Genomic DNA, 14,897 nt, shown 5'->3' on the forward strand with positions numbered 1-14,897 from the left:
ACTCAAATCCGAATAGCAGCCACCAACCTCTCCTTAGAAAGGAGGTGATCCAGGCGCACCTTCCGGTACACCTACCTTGTTACGACTTAGCCCCCCTCACCACGTTCACCCTCAACGGCGCCCCTAAGGGTCACCGTCTTCGGGTGCCCGCGACTCGGGTGGCTTGACGGGCGGTGTGTACAAGGCCCGGGAACGTATTCACCGCGGCGTGGCTGATCCGCGATTACTAGCGATTCCGGCTTCATGTGGGCGGGTTTCAGCCCACAATCTGAACTGGGGGATGGTTTCAGGGTTTTGCTCAGCATCGCTGCCTCGCTTCCCGCTGTCCATCCCATTGTAGCGCGTGTGTCGCCCAGGACATAAGGGGCACGAGTATCTGACGTCATCCCCTCCTTCCTCCGGCTCGTCGCCGGCAGTCCCCTTAGAGTGCCCGGCCTTACCGCTGGCAACTAAGGGCAGGGGTTGCGCTCGTTGCGGGACTTAACCCAACACCTCACGGCACGAGCTGACGACGACCGTGCACCACCTGTGCTGGCTCCCTACCTTACGGCAGGGTCCCTCACCTTTCGGCTCGGTACCACCAGCATGTCAAGCCCTGGTAAGGTTCTTGGCTTAGCTTCCAATTAAACCACACGCTCCACCGCTTGTGCGGGCCCCCGTCAATTCCTTTGAGTTTCACCCTTGCGGGCGTACTCCCCAGGCGGCTCACTTATCGCGTTCGCTTCAGCACGGAGACTTCCGTCCCCACACCTAGTGAGCATCGTTTACGGCTAGGACTACCCGGGTATCTAATCCGGTTCGCTCCCCTAGCTTTCGTGCCTCAGCGTCGGTTACGGCCCAGCAGACCGACTTCTCCACCGGCGTTCCTGCTGATATCTACGGATTTCACCCCTACACCAGCAGTTCCGTCTGCCTCTGCCGCACCCAAGCCGAGTAGTTTCCAGCGCATACCCACAGTTGAGCCGTGGAATTTTACGCCAGACACACTCGGCCGCCTACGCACCCTTTACGCCCAGTGATTCCGGGTAACGCTCGCCCCCTACGTATTACCGCGGCTGCTGGCACGTAGTTAGCCGGGGCTTATTCGTCGGGTACCATCAGTCCTTTTTCCCCGACAAAAGGAGTTTACACCCCGAAGGGCTTCGTCCTCCACGCGGCGTCGCTGGATCAGGCTTTCGCCCATTGTCCAATATCCCCCACTGCTGCCTCCCGTAGGAGTAGGGCCCGTGTCTCAGTGCCCTTGTGGCCGGCCATCCTCTCAGACCGGCTACCCGTCGTAGGCTTGGTAGGCCGTTACCCTACCAACTACCTGATGGGACGCAGGCCGCTCCCCTGGCGCCTTTCGGCCTCTACTCTCCCGAGTCTACGGCGGTTTACCCGCAGTTTCCCACGGCTATCCGCCTCCAGGGGGCACGTTCCTACGCGTTACGCACCCGTCCGCCGCTATGCAGCCTTCGGCAAAAGCCTCCAGCTGCACCGCTCGACTTGCATGTGTTAGGCACGCCGCCAGCGTTCACCCTGAGCCAGGATCAAACCCTCCAAGCTAATCCTTGTCAGGCTCAACCCTGCTCTTTTCTTTTTTCGGTGGCTGCTATTCGTATTTCAATGACCGGACTCTTTTTTTACCTTCATCGAGTCGCTGCTGTGCGCTTTGCTAATTTATCACACTCTATTAGTTTTGTCAAGACCTCAAATTTTTCCGCTTAATTTTTCTTAAGCGTTCTTAAGCGTTACTTAATTTACCACATGCTTTTGATTTTGTCAACTGCGCTTTTTGTTTTCCTTTTTGCCTGTCTTTTTTCAGACGGCGAATGCCATTTTACTATGGTTTGTGTTAACTGTAAAGTCAATCTCAGTAACGGATTATCCGAATCTTCTGTTACACATTCCAAACACTTTCCTATTCCTCAGGCGTTTCGAAAGACTCTAGAATTAGCTTGTTTTGATTCTTGTAAGAAGCCATTATTATTTTGTGCCTTATTTAGGCAATTGGTGTATAATTTTTCCGAAAGTGGTTTTCCTGCACTAAGGAGTCAACTATGCAAAATTAAATTTTTGTTTTGAGTGTGAGATAGCATAATCAATATTGAACTTCTCTTTCTTTCTCAACATTGCGTACAACGTTCGCAATAACTTGTGTACTACTGACATTATCGCTTTTTTGTACGGTAAACCTTGCTGCCTTTTTCGTTCATAGTATGTTCGGAAATATTCGTTGTGAATCACTACACTCACTGCCATTAGCCATAGTATTCGTCTTAGGTGGGCATTGCCCCTTTTCGATATGTGTCCTTCTACTTTGCTTTTGCCTGATTGGGCAATGCTTGGATCGAGTCCACAATACGCAATGAGTTTTTTGTATGTACTAAATCTTGAGATATCTCCAACTTCTGCCAAGAAATGCATCGCGCTGTTTTCACCAATACCTGGTATTGACGTGAGTATCTCGATATCAAGGTTTATCGCACTACATTCGCAATATTCTTTCATCATCTTGTCGTATTCTTCAAGCTGTTGCTGTAAAAATTGTAGTTCTTTGATATTTTGCACAAGAATCTTTTCTTTCATCGGCCAATATTGAGCAATCGAGTTATTAGCGAGTTCTTTAAGTTTTTGAGCATTAAGTTTTGTACTTCTGCCACGGTCTTTGGAAAAGAACACATCCAGATTACGAGCCTTTTGAATAGCCTTGGCAGAAGGGAAATGAGAAAGAAGATTGAGGATAGTGTCACTGTAGATATTGGTAACTCTTTCGAGTTCAGGGAAAAGAACGTTGAGCAGTTTTTCGATATTGCCTTTAACTTTTGCGATGCGGTGGATAATGTTTTCGCGTGCTCTGACAATATCACGAAGCTCAGAGTTGACAAAAGCAGAAGAAGGAATTTGATGTTGTAGGTAAAACAAAGCAGTAGCGATAATGCGAGCATCGATTTTGTCGGTTTTGGTCTTTCGAAGAGAAGCAAAGTTTTTAACAGTTAGAGGATTAAAAACAGCGCAAGCAAAGTCGTTGGAAGAAAGGAAAGCCAGAAGGTTGAGATGATAACAGCCAGTAGATTCCATAGCGATGATGATGGATTGTTTTGGGAAGGCAGAGAGTTTGTTTGCGAAGGAGGAAAAGCCTTGCTGGGACATATCGAAAGAAGATTCGAAGATGATGGAACTGGGATTAGAGATAGCGCAGACGTTGAACTTATCCTTGGAAACATCGATGCCGACGAAAACAGGGAAGTTATCCATGAAAAATCCTCCTTTCGAATGATGAGGGCAGGGAGCCTGCTGAACCAATCCTCCATGCTGACGAGGGCTGAAAGCCCAACCAACTAATCATGGTTAAAGGCAGGCAACAGACTCCTTAAATGGCTTAAAAGCCAAGGTGACATAAGTTGTCCTGCCCTCAATTTTTTTAAGCTAAATTATTTATACCATATTTTTATGTAGGAGGCTGTTTATGTTTTCAATCCAATATGAAAAAGAGTTTGATTATTTCATAGGCATTGACCCATCTTGGACTGGAAGAAACCCAACGGCAGTTGTTGTATTGAGAGAAGATAGGGAAATTGGGAAGCTAAGTCTTTACAGATATGTATATGCAAAGGCTCTGGAAGAGATTGTTGAAGTTGTTTCGGAGTTGAAGAGACCTTCCGTAATAGGTGTTGACGCTCCATTGATTGTCAAAAATTTGCAAGGTCACAGGGAAAATGAGTTGGAATTCTTGAAAAATTATCCAATAAAGGTGCCGCTTTATCCAGTTAACACGGAAAGGTATCCAGAATTTTTTCCTTCGGCGCTGTACGAAAAGCTAAACGAAATAGGTTTTAGCTTCGCTAATAACAATGTATACGAAGTGTATCCACACGCTACTTTAGCAGCTAAATTCTTTGGGAAGTTGTTCAGTTACAAAAGGGGCAAGAGAAAGGAAAGATTAAGAAAATTGGAAGAGATTGAGCGCAAGCTTTCTGAGTACATAGAATTTTGTGGGACGTCATTTGGCTGTGTTAAGGAACGAGAAGATTTTGACGATGCGCTAATATGCGCTTTGACTGTTTATTTACCAACCAAAGAAACATGCCTTGGGTTCGGTAGTTTTTCAGACGGTATACTGCTTGTGCCAATTCCAACATCTGTTCAGAAAGAACAAAGAGAGGATATTCGATGAGAGGTGCGTATGTTATTGTTCTAACACTCGATGTCTCAATTAAGCTAAATGTAGGAAGAAATTGCTGGAAGTTGAAATGCGGCACGTACGCTTATATCGGCTCAGGAATGGTAAACCTTGAAAAAAGGGTGCTCAGACATTTTTCTTCCAGCAAGAAATCGCATTGGCATATTGATTATTTGACGCAATTTGCTAGACCGCTCTTTGCAGTTTTGATTCCTTCCGATAGGAGATTAGAAGAGGAAATTTCGTTATCTTTCCAAAAATTTTTCGAATGCATTGAAGGTTTCGGTGCTTCCGATTTGAAGGTCCCATCTAATTTGTACAGAATCCATGATTTTAAAAAATTCTCAGAAATTTTGCATTCTTTTCTAGACACTGTTGAAAAGTGAGGAGGTGAATGGTTGTGGATTACAAAGAGGTGTTCTGCGACAAAAGAAGGATTCGGAGCCTCGAAGATTTTGAAACCAGCGCTGAGCAATCAAAAGGTCCCGTGGTTTACTGGATGCAGCGAGAGCAAAGGGCACACGACAACTGGGCGTTGCTGTACGCTCAAAAGCAAGCTTTAAAACACAACTCTGACTTAATAGTGGTTTTCAACATCGTTCCGAAGTTTTTGGATGCCACGCTCAGGCAGTACGATTTTATGCTAAAAGGTCTATTCGAAACCAAAGGTGTACTCGAAGAGTTCAACATTCCATTAGTATTCACCTTCGGAGAACCTGAGAAGGAAATACTTAACATTGTTGATATTGTCAAAGCAAGTATGATCGTCACCGATTTCAACCCATTAAAAGTTGTAAAAACCTGGAAGAGTAGTTTAGCACAGAAGTTGAACATACCTATTTACGAAGTTGATGCTCACAATGTTGTTCCAGCTTTATTTGTCTCACAAAAGCAAGAATACGGTGCGTACACTTTGAGGCCGAAAATTCATAGGTATTTGCATGAGTTCCTCACAGACTTTCCGCAACTAAAAAAGATGCCGGTGTCGAATTTGGAGTATGAAAAGTTAAGTGTGTTTAAGGAAATAGGCGAAGTGATACCAAAGCTAACCATCGACTTTTCCGTCAAACCTGTCGAATGGTTGAAACCGGGATACAGCTCTGGAATGTCGGTTTTGAAAGAGTTCTTAGAAAGAAGTTGAAATGGTACGGTGAACAGCGCAACGACCCAACAAAGGATGCAACATCGAATCTTTCCGCTTACCTTCATTTCGGCCAGATCGCTCCGCAACGAGTAGCTTTTGAAACTCTCAAATACGAACACGAATATCCAGAGAGTGTTGCAAGTTTTCTGGAAGAGCTCATAGTTCGACGCGAACTTGCCGATAATTTTTGTTTCTACAACGAAAACTATGATTCTTTCGAAGGATTTCCCGACTGGGCGAAAAAGACGTTGAATGAGCACAGACAAGATAAGCGACCATACATTTATTCTTTGGAAGAGTTAGAACAGGCAAGAACACACGATGAACTGTGGAATGCAGCGCAAAAGGAGATGGTAGTGAAAGGTAAGATGCACGGCTATATGAGAATGTACTGGGCGAAGAAGATTCTTGAATGGACAAGCTCGCCCGAAGAAGCTTTGAAATATGCGATATATTTAAATGATAAGTACGAACTTGACGGCAGAGACCCGAATGGATACACTGGTATAGCTTGGGCAATAGGTGGTGTTCACGATAGACCTTGGCAACCAAGACCCGTCTTCGGAATGATCAGGTATATGAGTTACGAAGGCGCTAAAAAGAAATTCGATGTGGAGAAATACGTTCAGTACGTCGAGAGTTTATCGAAAAGTTAGCCCAATAATTTCAAAAAGAAGTTCACGAAAACAGGTACCAATAGAGAAACTATAAACCCATGCCCAAATGAAACTAACGCGGTTTCCCTGTCGCTGTACATGGCGATGATTCCCAGGAGTGTGTCCATCGAAGTGGCACCAGCAACGGATATTGTTCCATATCTTGTGTGCTTTAACGCAAACGGAGATATAACTATGGCTATCAGTTCTCGGAATACGTTTGCAAAAAATGAGATACTACCTATGTAAGCACTGTAACTACTTGTAATCAATATTGCAGACAGACTGTACCAACCAAAACCTGAGGCAGCAAGTAATGTTTCAAGCTTTTTCAGTGGGATGAAGAAAGAAAGTATAAACGCAAATAGTAGCGTTCCCAACAGCGTTGATAAGATTACAAGGAGTATGTCTTTGAAAAACTTCTTCTCAATTTTCTCTTTACTTAAGTCCAATCCTACGAGTGCTACAAGCATGTACAAAACGACTTCAACAGAACCACTTGGGAGTTGGAAGTGAGTTATTCTTCCAACAAGCACACCAACGACAACAGAACTGATTAGAAAAAGGACCGCCACTTTACTGCTCCCCCTCTTCATTTAGAAGTTTCTTACTGTTGTTTTTAGACTTTTCGTCCCCAAATGTTTTTTCAAGAATTAATCCAAAGATGAAGCTTCCCAAACTCCCAGCAACTGCTATCGAAAGTCCGTAGAGTAATATGGTGTCAATTTTTCGGAATAGTTCATCGTTACTGCCGATTTCTAATCCGAGTGAGAAAAGTAATAACATAGTCAATACGAGCACGAGTTTGTATTTACCTATCCAATCCGTTCTTATAAGTTTTCCTACAAAAAAGCCCCCGAAAAATACTATCAACACCCACCATATCATTCCTGTTCACCTCATAATAAGCTTTTTTATAAAACGGGAGGCACAAAGCCTCCCGCTCTTTGTTTTTCCTTCATAACTGTTTTATGGATGCACTCTGTAGAGCGTTCTCGCAAAAGGTATGGCTTCTCGAATGTGCTCAAGACCAGCGATCCACGCTATCGTTCTTTCAACACCGAGTCCAAATCCGCTGTGTGGGACTGAACCAAATTTCCTTAGGTCAAGGTACCAATCGTATTTTTCAACAGGTAGATTGTTTTCTTTAAGTCTTTCGACGAGCAAGTCGTAATCATGGATACGCTGTGAAGCACCTATAATTTCACCGTAACCTTCTGGTGCGAGTAAGTCGTCACAGAGCACAACTTGTGGATTTTCTGGGTCAGGCTGCATGTAGAATGCCTTTGCCTGTCTTGGATAGTGGGTTACGAACAACGGACTGTCGAATTGTTTTGCCAATACAGTCTCTTCATCGCCCCCAAAATCATCTCCCCATTTGATATCAAATCCCTGGTTTTGGAGGAATTTAACAGCTTCTGTGTAGGTCATCCTTGGGAATGGTTTTTGGACTTTTTCAAGCTTTGATACATCTCTTCCAATAGCAACAAGGTCATCGTATGCGTTGTTGAGAACGTATTGGACGATATAGTAAACCAGATCTTCTTGGAGTTTTACGTTGTCTTCGTGCTCGTAATATGCAACCTCAGCTTCGTTCATCCAGAATTCTATAAGGTGCCTTCGGGTCTTTGATTTTTCCGCTCTGAATGTTGGGCCAAGGTTGTAAACCTTTCCGAATGCCATACAAGCAGCTTCGAGGTAGAGCTGTCCTGTCTGCGTGAGATAAACTTTACCGTAGTCAAAGTAATCAACTTCGAAAAGGTTGCCTGCAGTCTCACCGATAGCACCTGTGAAAATTGGTGTATCTATTTGTACAAAATCCCTTTCCCAGTAGAATTTTCTAATTGCTTTAATCACCGCATCCCTTATTCTCATAATGTGGAACTGGCGCTTTGCCCTGAGCCAGAGATGGCGGTGCTCCATAAGGTAGTCGATACTGTGGTCTGGTTTTTGGATGGGGAAATCTTCTGTCGGGATTTGAACGGGGATAACTTCCGTTGCGAGAACTTCAACTCCGCTTGGTGCCCTTTCATCTCTTCTGACCTTACCTTTTATGATAACCGAAGATTCTAACCTCAACTTGTCAGCAGCGGTGAAATTTTCATCACCAACCGTGCTCTTTTCAACAACTACCTGAACAAAACCCGTGCCATCGCGAAATTCGATGAACATTATCTTCCCGCTGGATCTTTTTCTTCTTACCCAACCGCGTAGCTCAACTTCTTTATCAATATAGTCTTTTAAGTTCTTTATATACACCCACTCCATCACCTTAAACCTCCTTTTGTATCTTTTATTGAAATATGTGTTACTTACCTAAGATTATACCACACAACGTGGTTTTTCAACACGGGATGTATGTGGTATAATCCATAGTAGTTATTCTATTCCTCGGAGGCTGGATACTATGCGCAAAACGTACATTCTAATTAAGCTCGCACTATTCATCGTCATTTTGTTAATTTTCACATCTTTGAGTTTAGCTTTTCCAACACGTGAGTTATCAAAAACAGAGATAGATAAAATGTTTTCCGAATTGAAGAGATTGCAAGGTCTTCCTTACGTTTGGGGAGGAATCGATAGCACTGGTTTAGACTGTAGTGGATTGGTTCTGTATTTACTTAAGCTCCTTGGTCACGAAAGGTTTATATACCAAGGCTTTCTTGTGTACGACGTGACAGCAGATAATCTATATAAGTACAACACCAAACCTATCTCTGATCTGAAAGACTTAAAGAAAGGAGATCTAATCTTCATTGACACAAACGAAGATACCGTTTACGACCACGTGATGATCTTCGAAAAAATCGATGGTTATGGAAATATATGGGTCTGGGATGCCGCAGAGATGCCGGATGGGATACATCAAAATAAGGTAGACAGAAGACCGATATCCCTGCTTTCCCTCAGAAAATACGTATTCGGCAGGATCGTTGTCTTGAACAAGTAATTCTCGACAAATCCAACAAATTCGCTGTTAGGAGATAACCTAGTCAATCACTCATCGTTGAAGTGACGAGCTTGTGAAAACCTTGGTTAACTACCCTTAGAACGAAAGGTCAGATCGCTACGTCTGGAAAAAGCAAGGCACTGATGTTCGAAAGGAGGGAAGTGGCTGTTTTTTGACACAACTAAAGTCGCATGTGTCGGCAACTACAAGTGTATGAATGAGCTGAATGGGTTCCTCATAAGTTTTTTTGGACTAATCTTGAATTTGTTCAAAAAGTTCTTCAGGTTCTCGAGAATCCTTGGCAAACAAAAAAGCCAGACATTAACTTTAGCTATTATCCATTACGATGGGAGAGATTTGCAAAGTGTGTTGAAGGAATTTTCATTAGAGCTGAACACGGCTGACGTAATTGTAGCACGAAACTTCACTCAAGCAGATTTGAAGACTACGAAAAGACTTTTGAAAAAGGATGTGGTGTTCCTAGATAAAAACGGTGTTTTAATTTTCAAGCATGGAAATAGAGCCAACTTCATATCTTCTTTTGATGTTCACAAACTGCGCAGCTTTGAAAAACACGGAGCTAAGATTGTGGTTAGCCTTGATAAGAAAACTGCATGGATGATTAGTCAGATGTTCCCATTTTACTGCGTTGTCCCAGGAGAACCTTTTCAGGACACTATCATAACCGCTCCTATCCCCCTCACAAGGAGTTCCGACGGATTTTACTTCTCGAAGATCGCCTACCGAAATCAGGTAACATTAATCGATCTGAACGTCGACATCTTAAAAGACTTCAAAGCAGGTTAGCTATAGGTTTATATAGCTTTTCCTTCCTTTGTTTTGGTCTAAAAACGGTATTTTTAGACGAACCTGTGTAAAATTTTTCAGTATGCTTTCGTACAGCTTATAATATTCTTGTATGCATTATAATGTAACAATTACATTACTCGCTACTCGAGTGCTACAATTTTATAGTCAGAACAAAAGAGGGGGGAACGGTATGGAAAAGGAGATAACATTAGAACTTGTTAGGGTTACCGAAGCTGCGGCTTTGATGGCAAGTAGATACTTGGGACGCGGAGACAAGGAAATGGTAGACAAAATGGCGTCAGATGCTATGCGCGGTATGCTTGACTATATCGAAATGAAGGGAACAGTTGTGCTCGGCGAAGGTGAAAAGGACAAAGCTCCCATGCTCTACCTTGGCGAGCAAGTTGGTAGATGGGCGGATGACGACCCAGAGTTGGACATCGCAGTTGATCCTATCGATGGGACAAGACTCGTCGCATACGGCCTTCCAAACGCCATCAGCGTCATCGCCGCAACGGAAAAAGGTGGTATTGAATTTTTGCCAACGTACTATTCGTACAAACTCGCCGTTGGACCTGAACTAGCTGGAAAGTTGGACATAAACGCAACTATAAGGGAAAATCTCAGAGTAGCGGCGGCTATTTTGGGTATGGAGATTTCGGAACTCACATGCGTTGTGCTGAATAGAGACAGACATAGGGAAATTATAGATGAGATAAGAAGGGTAGGAGCGAGGATAAAGCTCATCAGCGATGGTGACATAGCTGCTGCGATAGCAACCGCTCTTCCAGAAAGCAATGTCAACATATACATCGGTATCGGTGGCTCACCTGAGGCACTTCTCGCAGCTGCTGCACTGAAATCACTTGGCGGTGAAATACAAGTAAAACTCTGGCCTATGGATGAAAACGAGAGAAATAAGTTATTAGAAATGGGATACGATCTTGAGAAGGTCTACAAGACAGATGACCTTATCAAATCCGACAACGTGATATTCGCTGCTACAGGAGTTACCGATGGAGATATGCTCAAAGGTGTCAGATTCTACAAGAATACCGCAATCACAGAATCGATAGTCATGAGGTCAAGAACAAGAACAATACGAAGGATCATCGCACAACATAATTTGAATTATAAAACGATACCTCTGAAGAGCTCTGGAGAAATCAAATACGTTAACGGTCTTAGGAGAAATTTGTAAAAAATAAAGGCTACTACCGGTCGGGTAGTAGCCTTTTTTGTTTATAGCTGAAATTCATTCTTGCCAGCTATCAATTTGCGTTTCTCACCTTTTATCCTTATTTCAAGCTCTGAAGGTGAAACGATAGTTATTCTGCCCTTTTCGATAGATACATTCAGTAGATTACCCCTGTAGTTTACGTTAAATGCGATACTCTTCCAATTTTCGGGCAACCAGGGTGAAAAGTTGAGAATCTTGTCGCTTCCGAGGGTCATTCCACCAAAGCCGTTGACAACACACTGCCATGCACCACCAGCACTTGCTGCGTGGAACCCGTTGTTCGTGTTTCCTTGGTTGTCTTCAAGGTCTACAAGAAGCGTTTTCATAAAGTATTTGTACGCGTTATGGGTGTCACCAACCTTAAGCCCCATGATGGAGTACATCGATGGACTTAGAGATGATTTATGCATGGTTCTTTTCTCGTAGTATTCGTAGTTTATTTTCATTTCTTCTTCGTCGAATTCTTCGGGTAAAACCAGCATTAGCATGACAACATCGGGTTGTTTGATTAGCTTAGTTTCGTTCAGTTTCGTTAGATCAAGGCCCTTTGGCCATTTAGGTAGCCCGTTCTCATCCCACTCGGTTATTTCAACTTCTTCCAGTTGGAAGTAACCTTCGAACTGTTCTATCAGCTTTTCGCCTTCTTTTCTTGGAATGTAGATTTTCTCCGCCAATGACTTCCAGTTATGAACCTCTTCTTCGGTAAGGCCCAACAGAGTTTTTAACTTCTCAAATTTCAACGGTGATTTTTGTGAGAGCCATTCATAGTATTCCACAGCTTTCAACATGTTCCATTTTGCAAGGTAGTTCGTGTAAACGTTATTGTCGACATGTTCGTGGAATTCGTCTGGACCTATTACTTTACGTATCTCGTATCTATCTTTTTCTGAGTTGTACTCAAGTCTCGATGCCCAGAACCGTCCAGTTTCAAGCAGTAGCTCCACGCCGTAATCTATCATGAATTGGTCGTCTCCTGTGACGGAATGGTAGTGAACCAAGGCAACTGCAATATCAGCGTTTATATGAAATTCTTCATCACCGGTCCAGATCCTCACGGGATTCCCAAGATAGTCTTCTCCCCACTTGGGGGTAACTTCGAGTCCGTCGTCTGCTGACTCCCAAGGAAATTGAGCACCTTTATAGCCGTTCATCTGAGCATTCCTTCTTGCACCATCGAGTGTGTTGTATCTGTACAAAAGCAAGTTCTTCGCGTATTCTGGTAATGTGTACAGGAAAAATGGGAACATGAATATCTCCGTATCCCAGAATACGTGTCCTTTGTATCCCTCACCGTGTATTCCCCTTGCTCCAATGCTCACTCTTGGGTCATCTGGAGCGCAGGCATAAAGGTGGAATAAGTTGAACCTTATCCCTGTCTGCGCAGTTTCATCACCGTCTATAACTATATCCATCCTCTGCCAAATGTCGTTCATATGTCTTGTGTGCGCTTCCAGCTCTTTTTCCAAGCCTAAGACTATAAAGCTATCAAGCTCGCACGATGTTTTGGCAACCACTTCGTCTTCTTTATCTTCGCTTTTCAGTCCGATATCTCTTGAGGTGTAAATAACACCGTATTTTTCTAAGATTACCGGCTCTCCTTCAGAAAGGAAAATCGTATAACTTTCCTGTGGATTTTGACCTATATTTCTGTATTTTCTGTACATAAGTACGTTCTCTCCGAATCGATTCTTACCAGTTAGAGATGTGGCTAAGGAGACGATGTGTCCTTTGTCGTACGTTTTAACAGACGCAAGTACACCTGGCTTAAGGTCGAAAATCTTTGTTACAAAGTAGTGCTGTATTTTGTTGAGCGGATCTAAATGACCATTGTACGTGGCTGTATCTATACAATTTTCTACAATGATTTTCCCAGAGAAGTTCACAGGGGTAATCGTGTACTTGATCCCAAATCTGTGAATGTTTGCGCGACTTACAAATCTTTGAGATTCAACGCGAAGTACCTTCCCATTAACTTTGAACTCGTAGACCGAATTCAGCGTTCCGTTTTTCATGTCGAGCTTACGTTCATATTTCAAAAGCTCAGAGTAATCAAGTGAAATTTCTTCGTTGTCCAAGTAGATCTTAAAAACTAATGGATCCGGCAGATTCACTAATTCAGTAACTTGTGCCAAGTGTTTGTCAAATACGCCAGCAACGTAAGTACCTTTCATTGTAACCTTTGAAAATTCTTCTCTACCACGCAGACTCATGTAGCCGTTTGCTAATGTGAAGAGCGTTTCGTAAACGAGGTTTTTCTCAGCAGCGTACTTGTCTCTTACAACCGTCCACACAGTTCTTCCCTCCGTTTCTAATATCAAAATTCTATCAATTCAATACCTTGACCAACGAACGACTGAATAACTTTGTCCGCACCTTTTAAAATTGAAGGATCTCCAACACCTATGACTTTCATTCCTGCGGCTTTTGCAGCCTCGATACCTGCAACCGCATCTTCAAAAACACAGCACTCTTCCGGCCTTACGTTCAGCTCTTGAGCAGCTTTTAAGAAGACTTCTGGGTCTGGCTTGGCTTTTGTTATCTTTGTTCCATCGATGATCGCATCAAATATGTCCTTGATGCCTATCCTGTTGAGAATCGTCATCGTGTTTTTGCTTGCTGAACCTATGGCTATCTTTATTCCATTCTCTTTCAACATCTTAAGAAAGTCTTCAACCCCAGGTAATATCTCATCTTTGGTCATTTGGCTGATGTATTCTACATACCATGTATTTTTCTTATCAGCGAGTTGTTCCTTAACACTTGCGTCGTCAATTTGAATGCCACCTACGGATAGAAGAATTTCTAAAGATGCCATCCTACTAACGCCTTTCAGTCGCTCGTTATCCTTTTCTGTGAACTCAAAGCCAAGTTCTTTAGCCAGTCTTTTCCATGCCAAGTAGTGGTATTTGGCTGTATCGACAATAACACCATCAAGATCGAATATACAAGCCTTCGGTCTCACTAAGAATCCCTCCTCGTAGCCTCTATACCTTCTTTATATTTCTCTTTGCTTTTATTTTTTCATCCTTTCACTGCTACCGCTTTTCCAGTTTCAATGAAGTACCTCTGGAACGACAGAAAGATGATGAGCATTGGTACTGTCATAAAGATCGACGCAGCCATCATATACTGCCAGTATGTGTAGTAAGAGGTCTTAAAGAAGTTGAGACCAAGTGTGAGCGTGTACATTTCTTTGTTGCTCAAAATGATAAGTGGCCACTGGAAGTCGTTCCAAGCTCCAAGAAATGTGTAAATAGCCAAAGCACTGACCGCTGGCAAGGCGTTCGGTAAGACAATCCTGAAATAGGTTCTAAGTATCCCTGAACCATCGATTCTTGCTGCTTCTTCAAGCTCTTTTGGAAAATTTAAGAAAAATTGCCTCATCAGGAACAAACCGAACACGTTGGTAAGTTTCGGGAGGAACAATCCAGTGTACGTGTTCACAAGACCGTATCTGACAAGCAAATTGTACTGCGGAATCAATGTCACTTGACCGGGGACCATCATCGTAGCAAGAAACATAGTGAACCAAAAATTCTTCAGCGGGAAATTCAACCTCGCAAACGCATATCCACCGAGAGAATTTAGCAAGATGTTTCCAAGCGTCAAAAGACCAGCATAGATGATTGTGTTCAATAACCACCTTCTGTACAATGGAACAACTTCAAATATGAGTTTGTAATTTGCAAAAGTAAGTGGTGCACCAAAAGCTGAAGGCTTTGGAAAAAGCTTGATTTTTGGAGGCCAATCGAATATGTTCACGCCTTTTTCATTTCCCTGGGCATCAATGTAAGTTATCGGCGTAAGTGAAATAAGAATTGCCCACGTAAACGGAAAAAGTGTAGCAATCGTGTAAGCTATTAATATTAAGTAAGAGATGATGACAGCGGTACTATTCCTTTTTTCAGTCATGATAACACCACCCAGTTGCCTTT

Annotated in this window: 14 protein-coding genes and 1 rRNA gene; 7 read left to right on the forward strand and 8 right to left on the reverse strand. The window is 43.1% G+C overall.

The window, feature by feature from the left end; all coding sequences use genetic code 11:
• Positions 1-37: 37 nt before the first annotated feature.
• Positions 38-1,545, reverse strand: a 16S ribosomal RNA gene (locus tag CBS1_RS05340).
• A gap of 492 nt (positions 1,546-2,037) precedes the next feature.
• Positions 2,038-3,237 (reverse strand): IS110 family RNA-guided transposase, encoded by a 1,200-nt coding sequence (locus CBS1_RS05345; RefSeq protein ID WP_241685479.1) that lies wholly within the window; start codon positions 3,235-3,237, stop codon positions 2,038-2,040.
• A gap of 211 nt (positions 3,238-3,448) precedes the next feature.
• On the opposite strand from CBS1_RS05345, the gene CBS1_RS05350 reads away from it, so the two are divergent.
• Genes CBS1_RS05350 through CBS1_RS10460 form a run of 4 tightly spaced genes read left to right on the forward strand, consistent with a single transcriptional unit; the run spans position 3,449 to position 5,962 of the window.
• Positions 3,449-4,156 carry a DUF429 domain-containing protein gene (locus CBS1_RS05350; protein ID WP_090223171.1) on the forward strand — a complete coding sequence of 236 codons (708 nt, stop codon included), beginning with the start codon at positions 3,449-3,451 and terminating at the stop codon, positions 4,154-4,156.
• Positions 4,153-4,548 carry a GIY-YIG nuclease family protein gene (locus tag CBS1_RS05355; RefSeq protein WP_090223173.1) on the forward strand — a complete coding sequence of 132 codons (396 nt, stop codon included), beginning with the start codon at positions 4,153-4,155 and terminating at the stop codon, positions 4,546-4,548. Before CBS1_RS05350 ends, CBS1_RS05355 begins: the two co-directional genes overlap by 4 nt.
• A 14-nt stretch (positions 4,549-4,562) precedes the next feature.
• Positions 4,563-5,303 carry a deoxyribodipyrimidine photo-lyase gene (locus CBS1_RS10455; RefSeq protein WP_206732127.1) on the forward strand — a complete coding sequence of 247 codons (741 nt, stop codon included), beginning with the start codon at positions 4,563-4,565 and terminating at the stop codon, positions 5,301-5,303.
• Entirely contained in the window at positions 5,300-5,962 is a 663-nt protein-coding gene (locus tag CBS1_RS10460; RefSeq protein ID WP_206732128.1) for a hypothetical protein, read from the forward strand. The genes CBS1_RS10455 and CBS1_RS10460 overlap by 4 nt, the downstream gene beginning before the upstream one ends.
• On the opposite strand, the gene CBS1_RS05365 is transcribed toward CBS1_RS10460, so the two are convergent.
• From CBS1_RS05365 to asnS, 3 genes are all read right to left on the reverse strand, one after another.
• The gene (locus CBS1_RS05365; RefSeq protein WP_052107210.1) at positions 5,959-6,537 is read right to left on the reverse strand and encodes a LysO family transporter; all 579 of its coding nucleotides are present in this window, start codon (positions 6,535-6,537) and stop codon (positions 5,959-5,961) included. The genes CBS1_RS10460 and CBS1_RS05365 overlap by 4 nt on opposite strands.
• Before the next feature lies 1 nt (position 6,538).
• Positions 6,539-6,850 (reverse strand): LysO family transporter, encoded by a 312-nt coding sequence (locus CBS1_RS05370; RefSeq protein ID WP_090223174.1) that lies wholly within the window; start codon positions 6,848-6,850, stop codon positions 6,539-6,541.
• A gap of 81 nt (positions 6,851-6,931) precedes the next feature.
• Positions 6,932-8,230: an asparagine--tRNA ligase gene (gene asnS, locus CBS1_RS05375; RefSeq protein ID WP_090223176.1), complete on the reverse strand. Its 1,299-nt coding sequence runs from the start codon at positions 8,228-8,230 to the stop codon at positions 6,932-6,934.
• A 139-nt stretch (positions 8,231-8,369) separates the two neighbouring features.
• Here asnS and CBS1_RS05380 point away from each other — a divergent pair, with 139 nt between their 5' ends.
• From CBS1_RS05380 to glpX, 3 genes are all read left to right on the forward strand, one after another.
• Complete coding sequence (locus CBS1_RS05380) at positions 8,370-8,912, forward strand: C40 family peptidase (RefSeq protein ID WP_090223177.1); 543 nt, start codon at positions 8,370-8,372, stop codon at positions 8,910-8,912.
• Positions 8,913-9,269: 357 nt separating this feature from the next.
• Complete coding sequence (locus CBS1_RS05385) at positions 9,270-9,719, forward strand: hypothetical protein (RefSeq protein WP_241685480.1); 450 nt, start codon at positions 9,270-9,272, stop codon at positions 9,717-9,719.
• Between the two features lie 193 nt (positions 9,720-9,912).
• Positions 9,913-10,923 carry a class II fructose-bisphosphatase gene (glpX, locus tag CBS1_RS05390; RefSeq protein WP_090223180.1) on the forward strand — a complete coding sequence of 337 codons (1,011 nt, stop codon included), beginning with the start codon at positions 9,913-9,915 and terminating at the stop codon, positions 10,921-10,923.
• 41 nt (positions 10,924-10,964) lie between these two features.
• Here the strand turns inward: glpX and CBS1_RS05395 are convergent, their stop codons facing one another.
• Genes CBS1_RS05395 through CBS1_RS05405 form a run of 3 tightly spaced genes read right to left on the reverse strand, consistent with a single transcriptional unit; the run spans position 10,965 to position 14,874 of the window.
• Entirely contained in the window at positions 10,965-13,253 is a 2,289-nt protein-coding gene (locus CBS1_RS05395) for a glycoside hydrolase family 65 protein (protein ID WP_090223182.1), read from the reverse strand.
• 23 nt (positions 13,254-13,276) lie between these two features.
• Entirely contained in the window at positions 13,277-13,924 is a 648-nt protein-coding gene (gene pgmB, locus CBS1_RS05400; RefSeq protein ID WP_090223183.1) for a beta-phosphoglucomutase, read from the reverse strand.
• A 59-nt stretch (positions 13,925-13,983) separates the two neighbouring features.
• Positions 13,984-14,874 carry a carbohydrate ABC transporter permease gene (locus CBS1_RS05405; RefSeq protein ID WP_090223185.1) on the reverse strand — a complete coding sequence of 297 codons (891 nt, stop codon included), beginning with the start codon at positions 14,872-14,874 and terminating at the stop codon, positions 13,984-13,986.
• Positions 14,875-14,897 lie beyond the last annotated feature (23 nt).

The organism is Fervidobacterium changbaicum (genome assembly GCF_004117075.1).
Lineage (GTDB): Bacteria > Thermotogota > Thermotogae > Thermotogales > Fervidobacteriaceae > Fervidobacterium > Fervidobacterium islandicum.

Coding starts and splice junctions, on each gene's coding strand:
- asnS (WP_090223176.1), bottom strand. CDS start 8,230: ATGGAGTGGGTGTATATAAAGAACTTAAAAGACTATATTGATAAAGAA.
- CBS1_RS05355 (WP_090223173.1), top strand. CDS start 4,153: ATGAGAGGTGCGTATGTTATTGTTCTAACACTCGATGTCTCAATTAAG.
- CBS1_RS05345 (WP_241685479.1), bottom strand. CDS start 3,237: ATGGATAACTTCCCTGTTTTCGTCGGCATCGATGTTTCCAAGGATAAG.
- glpX (WP_090223180.1), top strand. CDS start 9,913: ATGGAAAAGGAGATAACATTAGAACTTGTTAGGGTTACCGAAGCTGCG.
- CBS1_RS05370 (WP_090223174.1), bottom strand. CDS start 6,850: ATGATATGGTGGGTGTTGATAGTATTTTTCGGGGGCTTTTTTGTAGGA.
- CBS1_RS05380 (WP_090223177.1), top strand. CDS start 8,370: ATGCGCAAAACGTACATTCTAATTAAGCTCGCACTATTCATCGTCATT.
- CBS1_RS05405 (WP_090223185.1), bottom strand. CDS start 14,874: ATGACTGAAAAAAGGAATAGTACCGCTGTCATCATCTCTTACTTAATA.
- CBS1_RS05350 (WP_090223171.1), top strand. CDS start 3,449: ATGTTTTCAATCCAATATGAAAAAGAGTTTGATTATTTCATAGGCATT.